Origin of the sequence: Pseudoalteromonas sp. NZS127_1 (genome assembly GCF_015864295.1) — a bacterium.
GTDB lineage: Bacteria > Pseudomonadota > Gammaproteobacteria > Enterobacterales > Alteromonadaceae > Pseudoalteromonas > Pseudoalteromonas arctica.
Genome location: NZ_JADYXO010000003.1, coordinates 171016 through 192152 on the forward strand (window position 1 = coordinate 171016; position 21137 = coordinate 192152).

General features: G+C 37.8%; 16 protein-coding genes and 1 pseudogene. 11 read left to right on the forward strand and 6 right to left on the reverse strand.

Features of this window, described 5'->3' with window-relative positions; translation table 11 throughout:
* Positions 1-200: 200 nt before the first annotated feature.
* Together I6F50_RS05140 and I6F50_RS05145 are read right to left on the reverse strand one after the other, a co-directional pair.
* Complete coding sequence (locus I6F50_RS05140) at positions 201-806, reverse strand: hypothetical protein (RefSeq protein WP_197175473.1); 606 nt, start codon at positions 804-806, stop codon at positions 201-203.
* A 99-nt stretch (positions 807-905) separates the two neighbouring features.
* Entirely contained in the window at positions 906-1736 is an 831-nt protein-coding gene (locus I6F50_RS05145) for a nucleotide-binding protein (protein ID WP_331458707.1), read from the reverse strand.
* Between the two features lie 650 nt (positions 1737-2386).
* Between I6F50_RS05145 and I6F50_RS05150 the strand changes: the two genes are divergently transcribed.
* Complete coding sequence (locus tag I6F50_RS05150; protein ID WP_197175475.1) at positions 2387-2983, forward strand: SLATT domain-containing protein; 597 nt, start codon at positions 2387-2389, stop codon at positions 2981-2983.
* 48 nt (positions 2984-3031) lie between these two features.
* Here I6F50_RS05150 and I6F50_RS05155 read toward each other — a convergent pair whose 3' ends face one another.
* On the reverse strand, positions 3032-4294 hold the full coding sequence (locus I6F50_RS05155) for an IS110 family transposase (RefSeq protein ID WP_197175477.1): 1263 nt from the start codon (positions 4292-4294) through the stop codon (positions 3032-3034).
* A 517-nt stretch (positions 4295-4811) separates the two neighbouring features.
* Between I6F50_RS05155 and I6F50_RS05160 the strand changes: the two genes are divergently transcribed.
* On the forward strand, positions 4812-5951 hold the full coding sequence (locus I6F50_RS05160; RefSeq protein ID WP_197175478.1) for a Shedu immune nuclease family protein: 1140 nt from the start codon (positions 4812-4814) through the stop codon (positions 5949-5951).
* A gap of 393 nt (positions 5952-6344) precedes the next feature.
* Complete coding sequence (locus I6F50_RS05165; RefSeq protein WP_058372994.1) at positions 6345-7226, forward strand: NAD(P)-dependent oxidoreductase; 882 nt, start codon at positions 6345-6347, stop codon at positions 7224-7226.
* Between the two features lie 287 nt (positions 7227-7513).
* Here I6F50_RS05165 and I6F50_RS05170 read toward each other — a convergent pair whose 3' ends face one another.
* On the reverse strand, positions 7514-7729 hold the full coding sequence (locus tag I6F50_RS05170) for a hypothetical protein (protein WP_197108702.1): 216 nt from the start codon (positions 7727-7729) through the stop codon (positions 7514-7516).
* A 413-nt stretch (positions 7730-8142) separates the two neighbouring features.
* On the opposite strand from I6F50_RS05170, the gene I6F50_RS05175 reads away from it, so the two are divergent.
* The 7 genes and pseudogenes from I6F50_RS05175 (at position 8143) to I6F50_RS05205 (ending at position 16516) form a co-directional block, all read left to right on the forward strand.
* Positions 8143-8595 carry a HEAT repeat domain-containing protein gene (locus I6F50_RS05175; RefSeq protein ID WP_197175480.1) on the forward strand — a complete coding sequence of 151 codons (453 nt, stop codon included), beginning with the start codon at positions 8143-8145 and terminating at the stop codon, positions 8593-8595.
* A 749-nt stretch (positions 8596-9344) separates the two neighbouring features.
* Positions 9345-10403 (forward strand): hypothetical protein, encoded by a 1059-nt coding sequence (locus tag I6F50_RS05180; protein ID WP_197175482.1) that lies wholly within the window; start codon positions 9345-9347, stop codon positions 10401-10403.
* A 1-nt stretch (position 10404) separates the two neighbouring features.
* The gene (locus tag I6F50_RS05185; protein WP_197175484.1) at positions 10405-11484 is read left to right on the forward strand and encodes a hypothetical protein; all 1080 of its coding nucleotides are present in this window, start codon (positions 10405-10407) and stop codon (positions 11482-11484) included.
* A gap of 6 nt (positions 11485-11490) precedes the next feature.
* A complete protein-coding gene (locus I6F50_RS05190; RefSeq protein ID WP_096042173.1) occupies positions 11491-12168 on the forward strand; it encodes a hypothetical protein in 678 nt (225 codons plus the stop codon).
* 338 nt (positions 12169-12506) lie between these two features.
* Entirely contained in the window at positions 12507-13382 is an 876-nt protein-coding gene (locus I6F50_RS05195; RefSeq protein ID WP_197175486.1) for a hypothetical protein, read from the forward strand.
* Positions 13383-13837: 455 nt separating this feature from the next.
* Positions 13838-14866: pseudogene (gene dinB / locus I6F50_RS05200) on the forward strand (DNA polymerase IV).
* Between the two features lie 129 nt (positions 14867-14995).
* Entirely contained in the window at positions 14996-16516 is a 1521-nt protein-coding gene (locus I6F50_RS05205) for a leucyl aminopeptidase family protein (protein ID WP_197112398.1), read from the forward strand.
* Between the two features lie 72 nt (positions 16517-16588).
* On the opposite strand, the gene I6F50_RS05210 is transcribed toward I6F50_RS05205, so the two are convergent.
* A complete protein-coding gene (locus I6F50_RS05210) occupies positions 16589-18226 on the reverse strand; it encodes a methyl-accepting chemotaxis protein (protein WP_007581540.1) in 1638 nt (545 codons plus the stop codon).
* A 142-nt stretch (positions 18227-18368) separates the two neighbouring features.
* The gene (locus I6F50_RS05215) at positions 18369-20594 is read right to left on the reverse strand and encodes a DPP IV N-terminal domain-containing protein (RefSeq protein ID WP_165739621.1); all 2226 of its coding nucleotides are present in this window, start codon (positions 20592-20594) and stop codon (positions 18369-18371) included.
* A gap of 111 nt (positions 20595-20705) precedes the next feature.
* Between I6F50_RS05215 and I6F50_RS05220 the strand changes: the two genes are divergently transcribed.
* Positions 20706-21110, forward strand: coding sequence for an HIT domain-containing protein (locus I6F50_RS05220; RefSeq protein WP_165739623.1), 405 nt, complete (start codon positions 20706-20708; stop codon positions 21108-21110).
* Positions 21111-21137 lie beyond the last annotated feature (27 nt).

The following is a 21137-nucleotide window of genomic DNA, read 5'->3' on the forward strand; positions in this document are numbered from 1 at the left end:
GTTATTTTAGGTGGTTGCCGCATTTATGAGAATATATAAGACACTAACAGAATATTTGAATAAAGTCTGTGAAGTTCCTAATGTTCAGCTATGAAGTAAACATTAGATAAAGTATGGAAAAAATTATCAGATGGAGACATTTAGACTGCTGAGCTAACTCTTTTTGGGGCAAAGGCGAGTTAAATCGTTTGTTATACGAATTATGCTACGATTCCAAATACAGCGTTTAACACAGTGGAAAAAAGCCACCCGATTAATGCGCCAACTAATAAACCGGAAATTTGGTTTTTTAGTTTACCTTTTTCAATAACTTCATTTCTTAACGCGGATACTGTATCAGATTGCTTAGTGATTTGATCTGAAAGCATATTGATTAAAGATGAATCGAGACCAAGCCCCAATTTTTCTAAAACTTCTCTCTCTGAAATCAGAGTAGGAATTCCATTGTTCATGATATACGCACTGCCATTTGCTAAAGCAATAGAATCGCATTTTTCAATGGTAAATAAGAAAACCCGTTGATGTCTAGGTGAATATTCTTGATACTTTACGTTGAGTCCAGATATCAGCTTTAAGGCTTCATTAACTAACTCAGAATCAGTGTTTTCAAAACCTGAACCATAACCTGGCTCGGAGTACGCACCCAGTAATATATACCCACCATCATCGTTGCTTACGGCAGAGATATACTTAGCTAATTCCAATGGAGATATATTACCGCGCAACATTATCTGATTTTCTTGGTTGGCATTTTCCATATACTTAGAAGTCCAATCTTGGACCGTTGTATCAATTTTTTGAACCACTAAGTCTCCTAAACAGAAATGCCCGTTTTAAGTATTTATAGTGAACTTAAAATCCAACATCGCGTTCACCAACTTTTCCGGTGAAACGCTTTGTTAGCCTTAAATTAGTTTATTCATATCTATTTTATAGCCGGATTGCTTCATCTCTTTTGCCAACTGCAACTGCCAAGCAGCTCCTTCATCAAGACTAATATAAACAACTCCACTAATATCGTTTGGAAGCTCTAACTTGCCGTCAACTAGAGCAGAGACATTTGTACGCCCAAGCTTACCGATAAGATAGCCATGCTCAAAAACCACATTCTGCCGCGCGCGAACATTCAAATTATCGGCTTCGGATCTAACGTTGCCAACATCATCAGGAGTGTATAAGACAATCGCAAACCCAACATCTGAATAATGCTCGATTTTTTCAATTATCGTTCTACCTGAACTAGCTTTCTCATGAAGGATTATTGCTTCAAAGCCTAACTTCTCAACAAACCTAGCTGCTTTATTTTGAGCGCTTTCATCATGCCCATGAACAATAAACACCCTACATAGCTCACCATCTTTGCTCTTTTTAGCACTACTTTTGGTTTCGGCAAGGGCTTTCTTATATCCAATTGCACCTTCAATAAAATCATCAGTCACATCAGTAGCCCTTCCAATAGCTTGATACGTATAAGATGGCCCACCAATAAAAGCAACAGATGATGCCCGATCCTCAGCTTTAATCTGAGGAATAAATGACTCGATTGTTTTTTCACTTTTTGAGATTTTGATTCGCTCAAGATCATCTGGTTGAACAGTTTTACCATTTATAACTATTGGCATTCCTTGCTCGTAGGGCTCAACAAATCTTGAAATCAGCTGTTCTTTAGTGAGATCTGTTTTGTACTCACCGTAGTATTTATCTGATTTCGGTTTAATTATTACGTGATAGAACACGATGACTCCTTAAAGAGGCTAACGAGCCTGTAGATTAACGCGTTTTAAATTTATTTTTATTGATAAATCAACCATAGCCGAGTTCCTATTTTGGTTCAATCAGTTATCGCCATACCACATAAAATATAACAAGAGAATTTGAGGTGGTTTTAATGGACTGAACTGGTTTAATTGAGCAGGAAGAATTTTTGCTCTAACTCGAAAATGGGCAGAAACGAGTTTGGATTCCCCAGCTTTCACTAGACACCGGCTTATAATCTTAAAGTACAAAACGGAAGTAGACTTCCGATTTTAAGTCTATATTGCCATATTTCGGAAGTAAACTTCTGTTTCTAGGGCTTCAAAGGTAGTTATCGGAAATATACTTCTGTTTTTTGATAGCGTTGTTAACCTAGATAGCTATATGAGCTACTTTTCAGGGTGTTACTTGAGCGAGCAGCGGTCATTCAGAGGAGTTGACATTAACTTAGTAAGAATAAGAGGAAACTTTCCTCTTTTTTACATGTTTATATAAGCTACAGAAAGCATAATATTTATAGCTGGCAATAGCTTACACTATTTGCTATTAATATAAGTTCATAAAATAAGAACATTTTCGCGCTAAAATAGGAAAGTGTCCTCTGATAAAGCTGTTAGCTTTAAGGAAAAGTATGAAGTCGCAACTTCAAGATTTATACAAAAGGACTGGCCAAACAAAAGAAAGCTGTTTTTTCGCTAGCCGAAGAATAGGAAAGCACGATAACTTATCTCTTTGGTCTCTAACAACTTTAGCTTTTTGCTTAATCATAATTTCAATGATTACTCAGGTGTATAAAGATAATTTATTTGTAGCTGAGTATATAAAGTTTATTAATTTTTCAATTACTTCTATGTCTGTTTTTGCTTTAGTTATTAGCGTCTTAATACAAAAAAGTAACTTTGCATTAAGATCTGATAAGTATAGAAACCAAGCTATGGATATTAGTGAATTACGAATTTCGTTTAAACACTTAATAGAAAGCCCTTCGGCTAATGGTAAATCACAAGAAGAGCTTTACGTTGAAAAAAGCGAAAAATATGCTGAAATATTAAATAGAAATTTAGTTCATGAACAAATTGATTTTCTGATTACAAACTCTAAAGGCATAGAAAATAAATATTATAATGGATGGTTGTTTTTCACTGAATACTTAGGATACTGGGGAATAATAGCTGTTACATTATCTCTACTTTCATGGGTTAGTTTAGGGGTGTTAGCGGCGGTTTAGTGTAATTAAAAGCTAACAACACGCCCTGAGGTGGACGACTAGTAAAATTTAGCTATTAATTGCAAATTTTAAAAGTGGTGAGCCTCTGCGTTTTAATGCTGCTAAATACGTCGATTCATCGTAGGGTGTATTCGTTTTCCAACACCTAAATACAATCCTTATCCATTTAAATGCCAGTGATCTAATAATGCTGTTGTGCGGCTTACCCTTGGCTTTTTGTTGCTCATAATACGCTTTAGCCCAAAATGAATAACGAATAGAAAAGCCTGCCCATTCTACAAATGTTTGCCTTAAAAAAGTGGGGCAACTATAACGCCAATGCGTCCACACCTTTTGACCACTGCGCTCAATAACAGGCGCTATACCAGCGTATTTTTGAAGCTCTGCAGCATCATTATAACGCGCACGATTACTCCCAAAAGCAACAAGTAAACGTGGGGCGAGTTGTGGACCTGCACCGGGTAAGCTATCAAATGTCTTTTTATCCTGCTGGGCTTTATAAGCCGATTTTATTGCTTTATCGAGTTTTTCAATACCTTTTAATAACACTTTAAATTGCATAATAAGCACTTCAACGAGCATTTGATTAGGCACAATGACTCCTTCATCCAGAGTTAATGGCATTGAATTTTTAATACTGTCTAGTCGTGCATTATTGACCGTGCAATAGTGTGAGTTATGACTCTCAAAAAAGTCGAGTAAAGTCTGTTTTCTTGCTTTTTTAACCGCAGTGAGTGACGGCCACTTCTGAATGAAGTCGCAGAATATATACGTGTCCTTTTCTTTAAACCATTCAAGTGCCTGCGGGTAATAATTCTTTAATGTCGCCGTTATTTTATTGGATAAATCGACACTGTCTTGCACTAAACTTCGGCGATATTCAACAAGCTGAGACAGCGTTCGCATAGCTGCAGACTCAGGCTCAATGACAGACAGCTTATCCATGTGTAACGTGAGAATTTCAACTTGTACAAAGGCATCTGATGGGTCATCTTTTGCGCCACTGGGCTTAAAAGCCTGGCGGTATTTAGCAACAGCACAAGGGTTAACGGTAAATAAAGTAAGATGGTCGTATTTAGCTAACGCATAAATAAGCGGGCCTTTTTTAAGCTCACAAACAATCGCTATTTTCTGCTCTGGATAACGCTGTTTAATATCCATAGCCCATTCATGCAACGCTTCAGGTGTGTGTTTAATAACGGTGTAATGATATTTATTAGTGCCTGTTGGGTGTTCACAAATATCATGTTTTTTATCGGCCCAATCTATGCCAATGAGTACAGCAAAATTATCAACGTTATATGCTTTCATTTTATAGCGCCTACGGTTAAAGTTAAGGACGGAATGTGCTTAAATCTCGTTTCTCGCAGGTCTTATAGATAGTCTTGGTCGGCAATCCCTGAGTATGCGTTTTGAAATCGAGGTGCTCTGTTGGCTCGAACGTCTTGTTAAAAACATTGGATGTTTGTCATTCAATATTCGTAACCAACAGAAGCATATTCCACTTAATATAATAGTCAGTTACTTTTAAATTAAGTGGCTTGGTCGAACTATAAGAAATTAAACAAGGACAAAAAAAAGTTGGTTTTTGCTCCTGCGTCGCTTATTTTAACCAACTATTTTTTGCCTGTTAATTAGGCGTTGAGGCTGTGGAATTACTCATTTTTAAGAAAAACAGCCTGTTTTATGGGTTCCAAATGTATTACCTAATGCTTTAAAAACGCTTAGAGTTAATTACAGGAGCTCGTTTTTTAATTGAATTTGGCTGTTGAAGTTATTCTGCAGCCTCGTTAGCTTCTTAAGCGTTTCATAATAGAATGGAGTCAATATGAACGATTTTACACCGCCCTCATTAACTGGTGAGGACGTGATTTTAAACTCTAAATTGGAACACTTGTATAACCATGAATTTGGAGATGGTCGCTTTTTTCAAGTTGTCTTTTCGGATGAGGATGAAACTCATATTAAATTAGCGGCAAGAACTTGCTTGAAAGTTGTTTACCTTAAAGAAAAAGACGATATTGAGGGATTTGAAATAATTAAACTTGTTTCAAATAAAGAAAAAGAGCGAGTAAAATTATCGAAATTCAATTTAGAACAACTTACTTGCTTCTTAGAATTTATCAAAGAGTTAGATTTTAAAGATGTAACTAAACGTCGTATATCTCTAGCAGACGATGAATTAAGTGTATTAGATTCTGAAACCAAAGCTAAAATAGCTACATTACTGTCAGGTGATGATGGAAGTGATGTAGTTTATGAATTACTGGATAAAGGCTTAATAACCAACCAAGACCTTGTAAACACAGGGTATAGAAAGCACCAACTAGAATTGTTTGAATCATTGTTATATAGAGGTGGATTAGCTCAATATAAAATTCAAATTGGCGCTCCCAACACAAAAGATGAAACAGCATGGCAGCATTTTTTTCAATCTAACGAATGGATATTTGGCTACGGATTAGATTATCGCTTTCAAGGTATTCTTCAAAAGGAGTTCCATGCTTCGACTTCTAATGCCGCTGGTAAAGAGGAAGTTATAGCCGACTTTCTATTGGGGGATAAAAAATTCACTACCTTTGTGGAGTTAAAGTTACCAACAACTGATCTTTTTAATAAATCTAAAAACAGATCAAATTGTTGGAGTTTATCTAACAGTCTTATAGATGCTTTTTCTCAAATACTAGAACAAAAAGCTAGTGGCCAAATAAAAGTTGAAACCAATAAAGAGTTAATTGGTGACGATTATGAAGAAATTACACAACGCTCTTACGATTCAAAAACAATTTTAATAATGGGGTGTTGGTCTCAGCTGAACGATGATCCAGTTGGTATTAAGCGTATTAAAGAAAAGACTTTAGAGCTATTCCGAAGGGACTCTAGAAATGTTGAGTTAGTGACTTACGATGAGCTTTATGAAAGAGCACGATTTATAGTACACAATGAGAAGCATTCAAAACGAAGCTAACATACACTTTAACCAAGGGACGCAAAATAGCAGGCTTTTGCTCCTTCGTCGCTAATTCTAGCCTGCTATTTTGCCGGTTTAGTAAGACGTTACCAATGTCTGCTGTTGGCACTTTGGCGAAGTCCGCCTAGAGCGAAAACCAGTCATTGCGATTGACTAAATATAATAGTTAACAGATTGGTCAATGTTGTTTGCTCATTAATTGGAGGTAATGAGCGGCGCGCGTATATTGTTTCATTTAACTTTACATAAAAACTTTAGAAAACTTAGTAATATCTTAGGTAATTTGTTAAAACTATGTAGAGATGAGCTAGCAATAGCAAATAAATACGCTATTTGCACACTATTAAATTGTTAGCTGCTTTGAGGTAAATCATTAAGAAGGTGCTGTAAATGAGAATATTGGTAACAGGCTCTGCGGGTAGAGTAGGGCGTGCGATCTATATTAAATTAATGCGAACACATAACGTAGTCGGTATTGATAAAACACCTTGTTCAACAGCCGATTACATTGGTGATATTCGTGATAGTGCTCTGATTGATGGGGTTCTTGAAAATATTGATGTCATCATTCATACAGCGGCTCTTCATGCTCCTCATGTTGGTTTAGTGCCTGATTCTGAGTTTAAATCTATCAACGTAGACGCGACTGAGAAACTGGCTTTGTCTGGCGTAAAAGCAGGTATTAAGCACTTTGTTTTTACCAGTACAACTGCGTTGTACGGTTATGCTTCGACTCCGAAAGGTATTTCAGGTTGGATTAATGAGGAGGTTACTCCGCAACCTAAGTCGATTTACCATAAAAGTAAAATTGATGCTGAAACTAAGCTAAAAGAAATTTCAAACCTGTTTCAGCTTCCAGTGACTGTGCTGCAAATGTCGAGATGTTTTCCTGAGGCTGCGGATTTAATGGCGGTATTTCGTCTGACTCGTGGTATTGATGCTCGAGATGTAGCAAGTGCTCATTTATGTGCTGTGGAAAAACGTTTAAACGGTTTTAATCGTTTTATAATTTCAGGTACAACACCTTTTCATCTTTCTGATTGCGAAGCTTTATATACTGAAGCTGGATCTGTCATCAAGCGTAAGTGCCCAGAAATCGCGCTAGCATTTAAACAAAGAAATTGGCAATTACCTCAATGCTTAGATCGCGTATATGATTCATCGTCCGCACGTGAGAAATTAGGTTGGTCACCTATACATGATTTTGAAAGCGTTTTGGAAATGTTAGATTCTGAAACAGCAGAAGTATTGCCAATTTTAAAACGCAGCTAAACGCGGTAAGTCGGGCTGTTTCTAGTAAACTCATCATTTTTGTCGGATGGCGTGGCTTCGCCACTTATCCGACCTACCCCGTACAGTAACGTCAAAAGGTAGGTTGGTTAAGCCGAAGGCGTCACCCAACAGAGTTACAGATTCACACCTTGAAGGTCCGCAACTGGCACTGAGCCGAACTTCGGCAAAGAGCGATAAGCTGAAATTAAGTAATATGCACAATCTGCATATTACTAATTGTGCAACAACAGCGTGGCAGAGATGGACTGTAAGCGATAACAAGACCCTTATAAATCGTCTATATTAACTTCTATTTCTTCTTGAACTACCCTTTGAGCAACAATGTTTGCTAACTCGTAATCTTCGATTAATTGCGTAAGCATAACAAGCTCTTCTCCGTCAGGAGTGTTAGGTTCCGCAACGTCCCACAGCTCATCTACACGTTTGAGTGCCTTTTCTAAGCCTTGTTTTGAGTTGATTGGTTTTACCGATGTGATAGTCATAATATACCTTTCTTTAGAAAGAGCAGAATTAATTACTCAAAATCTTCGGGGGTTAACTGGACTTCCCAGCTTTTACCAAGAGTTATAATAATAGTTAAACCTATGTTTATAGCGTTTAGCTTTTATTATACTTCAATTTCTTGAACTTCTGCTTTTGGCACTTTTGCGAAGTTCGGCTGTGAACGATAAGTCATGATTAGCTGTAATAAGCTAACTATTACTAAGAGAAAATTTTCCTATTTACACATGTTTAAACAAGCTTTAGTAAGTATAATATTTATAGCTGGCAATAAGTTACACTAGATGCTATTAATAAAATGAGGATGTTTTCGCGCTAAAGTAGGGGGAGTGTCCTCTGATAAAGCTGTTAGCACGTCGTCCACTATGTATCATTCATCACTTAAGGAAAGTCAATGTCACTAATTATGGAAACGCCAATTAATATCGATGACCTTGTTAAAAATGCCAATTGTAAACATGATTGGAAAGCTAGACTCTCAGCGTTAGAAGAACTAAAAAAGTATGATTGTCAAAAATCCCGAGATGTTATAACTAGATTGGCTTTACACGATAAAGTTTTCAAAGTTAAAGAAGAAGCTGTTCGAGCTGCTCAAGCGTTGGATATTACTAAAAATGGAAAAGTAATCAGCTTAGGCAAAAAAGATATCGGATTTAGACCTAAAGATACCACTAAACTATTTCTTAGAGTTAAGCGTGAGAAAAATATAGAAGAGTTTAACCTTGAACAATTCAAAGCAGGGTTTAAAGATACAAACCCTGAAATGTATGATGTACTTAGCTTTGACAAAGGAAGTAAGTTTGACGCATGGGTTGAGAATACATTTAAAGGGTTACCCAAAAAGTAGACGCGCTAACAAGCACTTCAAACGGAACATTGCTCTTCCCCCCGTTTTAGTGGCGTTATGTTTAAAGAATGCTTGGGAGTAGAGTCATACTCTTCCCAACAACCGTCCGGTCGGGTTGCTACCACCAAAGCATGACCGGTTTTAAACCTAAATATGGTAGCAAAGTCTGAACCGTCTCTTTCCCGATCCAACATGAGGCTGAGGCATTGTTAAAGGAGTGAGTCTATGACAAAACCTACTTTGGCGGGTTCAGCAAGCTTGCATCTTCGGTTAGGTGCTTTTGGTGTATTGTTTACAGCTTTGTCTGTGGCATTCGTACCAGCTGTTGCGTTCGCGTTGACACTAGTAGCATCAATTATACTAGCCAAGCTGTAATGCTTAGGTGCGTAATCAGTTAGGCTGGCGCGCCGCCTTTATTTTACAAATAACAAGTGCCTTGACCAAAGGACCTAAAACAACTGGTTACGCTCCTTCGTCGCTAATTTTAGCCTCCTAGGCAAGTGTTGCCAATGACCCAATTGGCACCTTTAAGAAGTTCAGATGTGAGCGAGGGACGGACATTCACTTTACTTGTTTTTGGACAAAGACGAGCCAGACATATACTCACAGTGCACATAACGATTTAGTTAAAACAAATAAACGCTTTTTAATTTCTAAAGTTTAAAGCTTTGATATTTAATATGACCTAAATTTGGAGTACATTAGATTATCGTGCGAACGTATGCATCTAACTTTTAAGGATAAATAAAATGGCTGAAACGGAAAACATCGGAAAAATGGCCGAGCTGGTTTCTCAAAATTTACTTTCATTTTTCAAATGGGAAACTATAGCTCTTTTTAACTCTAACTTTGAGTGTTTGAAGCCCCCCGAGCATGCAAAGTCAAATAATGCAAAAAGCCATACGCATCCTGTAGATGTAGTTTTTCACTACCTTGATCCCTATACAAATAAGCGAGTTTTATTCAATACAGATCTCAAGAGTTATAAAGAAGGTTCAATTACTGAAAGTAACGTCAGAACAGCTTTAAAGTCTTTAGCCAAAACTATTGAGTGCGCAAGAATGAGCAAAGAGTGGCAGAATCGGTTCGCAAATTTTAGCGAGCCTGCAGACATTAGGGCGCTGCTATTTACTTATAACCACGATGGACAGTTCGACAGAAACTTTTATGACCGATTTTTTATCAAAAAAAAATCAGATCCTAGTAATAAACGAGTTATAAATACTTCAAGCATTGCTCTAAAGAGAAACCAGCTACTTCACATTATTGAGCCATCTCAGATTTGTTATTTAAACACCATTGTAAACGATTTAAACGCTTTAGCAGCAAAACAAAAGCTTCCACCAATTTACGAAAATAAACATTGGTTCTATTATCCAGAATTGTTCCTGCATAAGACTCACTATGATAAGTATCAAAGAGCAGCAACAATTGAAATGCTGTCATCTCCTGTTTTAATAATTGGACATGATGAAGTCACACATAATTCCGAATTAAAAGAACCAGCAGGATTTATAATTTATTATCATGGCAGAGGTGAAACCCAAGAAGAGTTCATATATCTGCTAGACACTATTTCCAGACACCAAATGCTAGATAGTTCTTGTTCAATTAAAATCAGGTGCACGTCATTCGAAAAACATAAGGATATCACCAGTACGTTTAAGAATGCAGTATCATCATATGCAACGGCGTGGGGCTATGATGAACACAAGAAAAAGCGGTTAAAAGAAATTGAAAATAACTTTGAAACTGTAACACAGTACAAAGAACTATTGAGTGATATTGATGTAGGTTGGAGAAGCTAAAATGAAAGGAAGTCTATACAGTGTAAGTGATAAAGCGATGTTTGATGCAGTTAATCAGTCAAAACTAAAAAATAGTGAAATCAAAGACCTTTTTCTTAGCCGAGGAATAATAATTTCTGATTCAACGAAGCGAGAAAAGCTGGCTAAATATTTTTCTCTTTTCCCACATTCCTACGGTGACTACAAAACTCTTGCGGGCATTCTAGGCACAAATACTAGGCGCGAAAAGAATACAAGCACTACCATTAGTAGACACATTGAAAAAGAAGTTATTGAAACTGCCGCAGCCGAGTTAGTTGCAGAAATAGAGCATCACGGAGCTACATGTACCATTGAAAAATCAGATGGCAATGGAATCAATATTAAAGTGCGGTACAGAGAGTTTGATTACAGTAACTCAGAATTTAAACAGGTGACAAACAAGGAAGCTGTAATATCTATTGAGGATAACGAAAGTGATTTAGTAATTCGTCATCCGTCGAACAAAACTGTTGAAGAATGGAAAGCCTTATACATCACTAAACTTGAAACTGAACTTGAAGAAGAAGTTGTAGCAAGTAACATAAATTTGACGCACATATCAAACCACACATTGATTACCAAATTCTTTACAGAGCTAATTAATGGTATTACAGGTTTTAAGTTAGTAGATGTAACAGATGTCTACGTATATCACCCCATTGAAGAGACCGAACTTGTATCTTCAGATGATTCGGAAACCGAAGAACAAGGGGATATAGAGTTAGGAACGCACATATCTAAAGCATCTTTAAAAGGACAGAATGTTCTCAAATCTGAGGAACTAATGGAGCTATACGAGAAGGGGTTTTATATATCAAAAATTGTGTGGCGCTCTAAACTTGATTCAAAGATAGACGATGACTTATTCGAGTTTGAAGCTCAATTTTCTGATGCTGAATTAAAAGACTATTTCTCTTATTTAGTGCGTGGCTTTTATACGTATAAGGGCGCAGGTGAGTACCAGAAAGCAAGGAAAGCATTGAGTAGCAGTCAAGAAAGAAATCTTACACAAAAGGTTGAATTAGCCGCGCATGAAGCGCTTAAAAAAGTAACGGAGTAACTGCAAATGAAATCAAGATGGATAAATTTTTCAGTTGAATTGGAACTTTCAGAACTGATTCAGAGCATAGGTAAAAGGTCGTTTTCTGAAGAACAAAATTTTGGTTTTGAAGTGTTTTCAGTTGAGAACAGTTTTATAGAAGCTTCTTACACAGAAAAAGTAACTAGAATAGAAAAATTCGCTCTTCCTGATGGTACGGAAATTGAAAACGAACAAATAAGCATAATAAATTTCGATTTCGCGGTAGTGCAGTTGCAAGAAAATAAATATTTGATTGAGGTTGTTGCAGCCCCAAGAAGCATAAATAGTTTTATTGACAACTTAGAGCGTACATTATCTACTCCCGTGTTCATTAGTGTACTTCAACTCAAGATCGACAAATTATTACACTACTTGAACGAATATGACACTATATCAAATGTGAAAATCAATAATATTTCTGTTGGGAATTTGAAGATTGATGAAAACAACTTTGCTGATATTCAAATTAAATCCAGAAAGAATATTTTAGAAGCTCTTAATAATAAGTTCCCAAATCAAGATTATTTATTCAAAAAGGCGAAAGTATCTTTTTTCTACCAGCACCAAAATGTATCTTTAGTTGTAACTAACAAAGGTGCTTTTGACATAGTCGGTGAAGCCAGAGAGCCTCTTCTAAAATTTCTGATGAATAATCTGTACTAGTGTGATTACCTGGGGATTGTGTCGGTCTAATTACCGAGCGGCTTTGACGTAAATAGCATACCAGCCAGCTATTTAACTGGCTACAGTTTATGCGGTTTCTAGTAACACTTGCGAACTTTAAATTCAATAGAGTTAACGGTCGACTTATTAAAACATATACCAGTGGTTATTATAATGTATTGCCAGAAGATAGTGTTATAACGGACAAGGATAGTGACCACCAACTATGGAAATCGGGAAGTGTTCGTCATTTAAATTTATAGCGTTGACAAGCACAGCTTAGAGAAGTGTTATGAGGTGTAATTAACGCTATTAAAAGTACAGTATGGATAAACACTATGTATAACTCTTTCGAAAACCTAATAGGCAAGAATGAAGCACAGTATCTCAAATTAATTGGGGAGCTGCTCTTTGAATTAGAAAATTACAAATATACCTTTATGGGTCAAAGTGAGTTTGAAGCTCTTATGCTTAAAGAGCCCTTGAATGGTAACTCGCAATATATAAAAGAAATACTATATAGAGCCAATTTTTCTTCACTTTCAGCTTTAGTGAGAAATTATGAGTGGTTAATGGGAATGAAGTCTGCCTATGAAAGCCAATTATATCTGCCATTTGCTTCTTCATTTCGTTGTTTAATAGAATCGGTGGCTGATAGTTATCATAGTATTGGTAACCTTGCGCCAACCATATCAAAAAGCATAAAACATATTGATAATGCATTAAGAGCCAAATCTGCAGAACTTGTTTTGTGTGAAGAACTCGAAAATCAATTAATTCACTTTACGCACGCTAGAAGATTAAAAAGCGAGGAGAACGCTCCCCAAACTCACAAAGCGAAAACTGCTTCATATTACGTTCGAAAAACTGATGAGGAAGCCGGCTCTCAATTTTACGATTGTTATTCAGAGCTTTGTCAACTCAGTCACCCGGCTGCTCAAGGGGTTCTTACTATGATGCTCCCTGTTGACGAAGAAAACTTTATCTTCGAATGGAAGCTAGGAAGAGAGAAAATATCTAATTTGGTTGATAAATACGAAGGTATTATGCAGCAGCTTTTTACGTTGGCTTTCAATCCATCAATCATTAGTTTGAAAGTAATAAACAAGCTAAAATTTGAGCCCTTATACGTCAAAGGAATCGATAAATTCAACTTGGATCATATTGCTTCATGGAAAAAATGCAAATTAGATATTGAGAAAGCAGGTATATAAAGTTATTAAATGTTCATTATTTGATAGTACAGGGGAACTCTTTTAGGATTTTGTATGGCTATTTTAAGCTCGGTTAGTCGTATCTAAGTTCCCCCAAAGCTAATAACTCTAGGCATTTCTTTATGCTGTAAGAACAGTCATATAACTATGCTGGTCTTGTGCAACACATAGCGCTAAGTTTCAATATTACTAAATATTTAATAGGATCAGGGATTGAGTAGCTATTTACAGCAAGAGACATATGACTGTATTTTGCATAAAGAGACTACTAAGTCTTATTGATGGCTTACTTAGTACATATTCCTTTTCAATTAATTTAGACGCTAAACTACGATATAATTGTAAGTTTTTATCTGAAATTAATGTAAGTGAATACTGTAAGCTTATTTAAATTTAAAAATAATTTAAATTCAATAGCTTGAGTTGTTAAGTTCCATGAACTTACACTTTTTACCCTGTAGTTTTACCATGCAGCAGTAGAAATGCGAGATAATCCAAAACTTGCATGTGTACCGCTTGCTATTGGAGGCAATAGCCGACGAGGCGTGCTCTCAACCGCTAACTATATAGCGAGAGAATATGGCGTGCGATCGGCTATGTCGAACTATCATGCTAAACAATTATGCCCCGATTTAGTTATTGTTCCTGGGCGCATGGCTGTATACAAAGAAGCTTCAAATCAAATACGTGAAGTATTTAGCCGCTACACAGATTTAGTTGAACCTCTTTCTTTAGACGAAGCCTACCTAGATGTAACAGACAGCACCGCTTGTAAAGGCAGTGCCACACTTATTGCACAGCAAATAAGAGCCGATATTTACAATGCCACAGGGCTCACTGCATCAGCTGGTATTGCACCGATTAAATTTATTGCCAAAATAGCCAGCGACGAAAAAAAACCGAATGGTCAATTTGTCGTTTTGCCTCATGAGGTCGATGATTTTTTAGCGCAATTACCGCTGGGGAAAATTCCGGGGGTGGGTAAAGTAACGCTCGAAAAGCTAAATTTAAAAGGCTTATATACCGGCAAGGATGTACGTGAAAAAGGCGTTAACTGGATGCAGCAACATGTGGGTAATTTTGGTGTGTCGCTTTATCAAAAATGTGCAGGTGAATATGTTGGTAAAGTATCAACAGATCGCATCAGAAAGTCGCTGAGTGTTGAACATACCTACGAATACAACAAAACAAGTTTGCAAGAGTGCTTAGATGAGCTGCCAAAATTGTTAGACGAATTAGTTTTAAGGCTTAATAAACAGCAATTACAAAACCGTATTAATAAGCTGAGTGTTAAAGTGAAGTTTGCAAATTTTGTAGTAACCTCAGCCGATCAGGCATACCACGAGCTAAACACAGAAATATTTATTCAACTCCTTACTAAGGCCTATCAACGAGGGCTACAACAACCTGTAAGATTACTTGGCATAGGCGTTGGCATTAAAAGCGAGCCAGAACAAAACTTCCAACTGAGTATTCTCGATTAAGCTATAAAGCCTGTAACCCCAAGTTGCCATTTATTGGCAAGTTGTATAATTAGCTCATCGCACCTTGCTGGTCTTCAATATTTAAATCGACGATAATAGGGGCTTATGTTTTCTAACAGGACTTTATTTATGGCATACCCTCAAGCGGTTAGTGCAAGCCTTGAATGCACATCTCATGATGCGCTTATTATTATTAGTGATGACTTTTCTCTATTACCAAATAACTCATTACGTGATGCTATTTTAGACCAAGCAAAAGTTGATTCTCGTATTGGTAAACAAGTTACTTTATTAGTGATTGAAAACAAACGCGTTGTACTTGCGCCAACGGGTCCGTTAAATAGAGATTACGACGATGTTCGCCGTTATTTTGATGCTGCTAAATTAGCAATTAACGAAGCAAAAGCGTCGGGTAGTGTTAATCCTGCATTATTTTTACCAAATTTAAATGGCGATAGCCGTTATCAGCATGCTTTAGAAGTTGCTTATTTAGGCGCTTGCCAAGCCTTATGGCAGCCATTAGAAGCGCGTGAATATCACGGTGAAAGTATTGAACCTATTACTCAAATTGGTTTAGTTGGCGCAAGCGAGCAAACAATCAAAGCTGTTAATGCAATTGCTGCAGGCCAATATGCCGCGCGTGACTTGTGTGGCACCGAACCTGAGCGTATGGCTCCACCACGTTTTGCTGATTACTGCGTTGATTTATTTAAAGGCTCAAGCATTGCAGTTGACGTAATTGATGATATTGCAGCTATTGATAAAAACTACCCAATGCTAAGCACTGTTGCTCGTGCATCGTATGCAGTTGAGCGCCATCACCCACGTGTTGTTAAGCTTGAATATGTACCAGAGGGCGAAATTACTCGTACACTTATGTTTGTAGGTAAGGGTCTTGTATACGATACAGGGGGTGCAGATTTAAAAGTAGGTGGCCATATGGCAGGCATGAGCCGTGATAAAGGCGGCGCAGCTTCTGTTGCGGGCTTTATGAAAGCTGTTGCGGATTATCAGCCTAAAGGCGTTAAAGTAGTATCGTACTTGGCTGTTGTTCGTAACTCTATTGGTTCTGATTGTTTTGTGCCAGATGAAATTATTACTAGCCGCGAAGGTATCCGTGTACGCATTGGTAATACCGATGCAGAAGGGCGCTTAGCAATGGGTGACCTGCTTAGCGAAATGAAAGATTTAGCTAAAGGCGAAATAAACCCAACGTTATTTACTGTAGCTACATTAACGGGTCACGCGGCACGTGCAATGGGCCCTTACGGTGCGTATGTTGAAAATGGTCCAGCTCGTAGCGCTGGTGTTTCACGTCAAATAGCTGACCTTGGAGATTTGTGGGCCGATGGCGCTGAAGTATCGCGTTCTCGCCGTGAAGATTACGACTTTATTAAACCACGCACGCTAGCTGACGATGTTTTATCTAGCAATAACGCAGCATCTGCTGTTACTGCGCGTGGACATCAGTTCCCTATGGCGTTTATGGCTATTGTTGGTGGGCTTGATAAGCACGGTAACGACTCTGCACAACCTTTGCCTTATGTGCATATGGACATTGCAGGAAGCGGTGTTGAAGGCGGTGATTGGCAGCATGGCAAGCCAACGGCTGCATCAGTAACCAGCTTGTTTGCACGTTACTGTTTGTAAGCTAAAAACTTACATGCAATAAAAAAGCCCTGTTAATTCAGGGCTTTTTGCATTTTATGAGAACGGTATCGATTAATCTAATTTAAAACGATTAACTACGCTCGAAAGCTCTTGGCTACTTTGTTTAAGATTATCACTGGCATCGGTAAGCTGTTTAGTATTATTTAATGATTGCTCAGTTGATTGAGATAGCTCATTAATACGCAAATTAACCTCGTCGGCAGCTTGAGTTTGCTGCTCTGTGGCGCGTGCGATTTGGCTGTTCATTTCGGTAATAATTGAAACAAGTCGTTCTATTTCATTAAGTGAAGTATTGGCTGATGACGCCTGATCTACGGTAGAAACTGAAAGTGCTTGGCTTGATTTAACTGCTTCTACTGCTGCTTTTGCACCTTCTTGAAGTTTAGTGATCATGGTTTGAATTTCGTCGGTACTTTGGCCTGTACGACTGGCCAGTGTTCTTACTTCATCTGCAACAACAGCAAATCCTCGGCCATGCTCTCCTGCGCGAGCAGCCTCAATGGCAGCATTTAATGCCAGTAAGTTTGTTTGCTCCGAGATGCTTCTTATTACATCAAGTACAGAGCCTATATTATGGCTCTCGTTGGCTAAATCTTCTGTTACACGACTGACTGTTTCTATGTTGCTTGAGAGTGTTTCTATTGCTGTAATTGTTTGCGCAACCACATTTTTACCCGTTGATGCGTTTTGTGCTGCATCTTTAGCTGCTTGCTCTGCGGCTTCGGCGTTACGGCTTACATCATGTATTTGGTGAGTCATTTGCTCCATGGCAGCTGCAACTTGGGTTGAGCTATCGTTTTGAAGCTCAATAAACGAGTGGCTTGTTCTACTTGAATCATCAACTGTATGCGCATGTTCGCTTACATCGTTTGCACTTTGTGATACATGAACAAGAGACTCTCGCATTTTTAAAACAAATAAATTAAATGAGTGTGATAGTTCAGATATTTCATCGTTACCGGATTCATTTAATGTACGAGTTAAATCGCCTTCACCTTGTGAAATATCTTTCATCATATCGGCTGCTAAACGAGTAGGTATTAAAATGCTCTTGCCTATAAAGTAGCTAAGTAAAATAACAGCAATAATCATAATTGTTGCACTGACGACTATTAGATTACGTTGCTCGCTAAATGCTTCGTCAATTGAATCAAGATAAACACCTGAGCCAATAATCCATTGCCATTGATTAAAACCTTTAACAAATGCGATTTTTTCAACTGGTTTTTCTTTACCTGGTTTTGGCCATTTATAAGGAATAAATCCCTCGCCAGAGCGTTTAACTATATTAACCATATCAACAAACAATGCTTTGCCGTCAGGGTCTTTATTATTGGTTAAATCTTTTCCCTCAAGCGCAGGTTTTATAGGATGCATAACCATTTTTGGCTGGTAATTGTTAATCCAAAAGTAATTGGTTTTGTCGTAGCGCAGAGCTCTTATTGCATTAAGTGCTTGCGATTGAGCTTGTTGTTGAGTGAGAGTATTATTTTGCTCAAGGTCATAAAAGTGCTCGATTATACTGTACGCAGTTTCTACTACATTTTGTGTTTTAAGGTACTGCTCGTTTTTAAGAGAGCTATATTGGTGAGTTAGGCTGGCTACACTAAGCGCTATAAGCCCAAATACAACAATAGCTATGAGCAGCGAGAAACGTTGGAATATACTAAAACTACGTAGACTAGGCATACATTTATCCTCAAAAAGTGTGCGCTTTAGCGCATAGAATAAGCGTAGCTAAAAAAAGAGTTTAATCTAGGCTTAACGCCCATTAATGCAAAAAAAAGGCTGATTTATCAATCAGCCTTTAGTCTGTTATTACTTTACTTGCTTATTTAACATCAAAATGACGATTAAAGAAGTTTGTAATTGTTTGATGTAAGTGTGTTTGCACTTGTTTACCACGTAGGCTGTGCTTAGAGCCTGGGTAGGTCATCATTTCAAACTGTTTTTCGTTATCTTGCAGTTGTTTAAACAATTTAGTTGAATGCGTAAACAATACGTTGTCGTCAGCCATTCCATGATAAATCATTAATGGGCCTTTTAAGCCATCAGCATATGGAAATACTGCGCTGTCTTCATACCCTTTAGCATTCGTATCAGGGTGACCTAAATAACGCTCTGTGTAATGCGTATCGTATAGAGCCCAATCGGTTACAGGAGCACCCGATACGCCGGCTTGAAAGTAATCGCCTGCTTTAAACATAGTCATAAGTGCCATGTAGCCGCCGTAGCTGTGGCCATAAACACCGATGCGTTGTGGGTCTACGTAATCAAGTGTACGTAAAAACTCTACGCCTTTAATTTGATCGGCAACTTCAACCACGCCTAGGTTTTTATAAATAGCATCTTCAAACTTTTTACCACGGTTGTACGAACCACGGTTATCCAGTTGAAAAATTACGTAACCTTGTTGCGCCATGTACTGAAAGTACAAGTTTTTACTGCGCCAGCTATTCGTCACTCGTTGAGCATGCGGGCCGCCGTATACGTTAACAATAACAGGGTGCTTTTTGCCATCAGTAATGTTGCTAGGCTTAAATAAACGGTAATGCATAACTTGGCCATCTTCGGCTTTAATTGTGCCGTATTCTGGTTTTGTTAAGTCGCTTAAATAAGGAGTAAGCGGATGGTTACTATCAAGCTTATTTTCTTCAAGCCATGTAATAAATTCGCCGTTTACTTTACGAAGCGCTGCTGAGTTTGGTTTATTATCAGACGAGCTATTATCGATAAAGGTTTTGCTGTCTTTTGCTAGCACAACATTATGGTACTGACCTTTTTCGGTGATACGTTTGGCATCGCCTTTTTTAAATAAAGGCGCGCTGTATAAATGGCTTTCAAGCGGTGTATCTTTTCGACCGGCAAAGTAAACAATGCCTTTTTTCTCATCAATACCTTTTAAGCTATCAACAGCCCAATCACCTGAGGTAATTTGGCGAACAAGTTGACCGTTTGTGCGATACAGATATAAGTGTTTAAAACCGTCGCGCTCAGATGCCCATACAAAATGTTTTTTGTCTTTTAAAAACTCAAGATCAAAATGTAAGTTAATCCACGTTTCGCTGTTTTCGATTAATGCTACTTTTTGGACTTTAGTTTCGCTGTTATAAAAACGAAGCTCTAATTTATGTTGCGAGCGATTTTGCCATTGGTAAGACAGTGTATTGCCGTCTTTTAGCCACTTAGCACGCGCGATATAAATGTCTTCATCTTTACCTAAATCAATCCAATCTACTTTTTGGTCATTTAGCTTAGCCACACCGAGTTGAATTTTTACGTTATCAGTACCTGTAAACGGGTAGCGTTGGTTAAATAATTTAACTTCATCAGCGTAAATTTCGTTACGGATAGCTTCTTTTACTGGAGTTTCGTCAACGCGGGTATAAGCAATTTTAGTTTCATCACCTGACCACCAGTAACCCGTCATGCGGCTCATTTCTTCTTGAGCTACAAATTCGGCCATGCCGTTTTTAATTACGCCGCCGCCATCTTTACTAAGCTGAATCTCTTTACCTGATTCAAGCTCTAAAGCGAATAGGTTTTGCTCTCGAATAAACGATACGTAGTTACCTTTAGGTGAAAAGCGTGCATCGGTTTCAAATGTTTCAGTGTCGGTTAGTTTTTTACTTTTAGCAGAGGCTAAATCGTAATAGTAAAGGTCGCCGTTAAGTGGGAATAAAAGTGCTTTACCGTCTTTAGACCATTTGTATTCTAATATGCCTTTACCAAAAATACGTTGGCGTTCGCGGCGTGCTTTTTCTTCATCAGATAGGTTTTCTGGGCCTGAAAATAACTTTGCCGAATCAACTAGCACACGGTTGGTGTTATCTTTTAGATTGTATTCCCATAAATCGTAGCGGTTGTAGTCATCGCTTTTGCCTTGTAAATAAGTTACACGGCTGCCGTCAGGCGAAAATTTAAGTTGTACAGGTGATTTACCCGAAAGGCTCGGATCGTCAAAAATACGCTCCAACGATAAAGGTTTTGCTTGAACACTAATAGCGCCAACCATTAATGGGAGGGCTAGTGAGAGGTGTTTTATTTTTTTTAGCACAAGGTTGCCTTAGCTTATTATAAATATTGCTTTGATGGTAAAGCCAAGCGTGTGCAACTGCAACTAAATGCTATAAAGTGGCGATTATTAAAGACAAAGTAGGACATAACAATGACTAACCCTGAATTTAAACTAGCGCCAGAACTTAAACGCGACTGTATAGAGCTTGCCGATTGGCCACTGTGTAAAGTACTTTTATTGAACGACAGCCAATATCCGTGGTTTGTATTAGTGCCTAGGCAGGCTAACTTAAAAGAGATAATTGATTTATCTGAGGATGATCAAATTGTGTATTTAAAAGAGTCAGCCAAGCTAAGTAAATTATTAATGGATGTGTTTAGCCCTTATAAGTTAAACATAGCGGCTTTGGGTAATATGGTGCCGCAATTACATATTCACCATATTGCACGCTTTACTACTGATGCTGCTTGGCCTGCGCCAATTTGGGGTAAGTATCCAGCTGTGCCGTATACAGATGTACAAATTACAGAGTTAAAAAAAGCGCTGCAGTTTTAAGCTGCAACGCTTTTTTAGGGTTTAGCT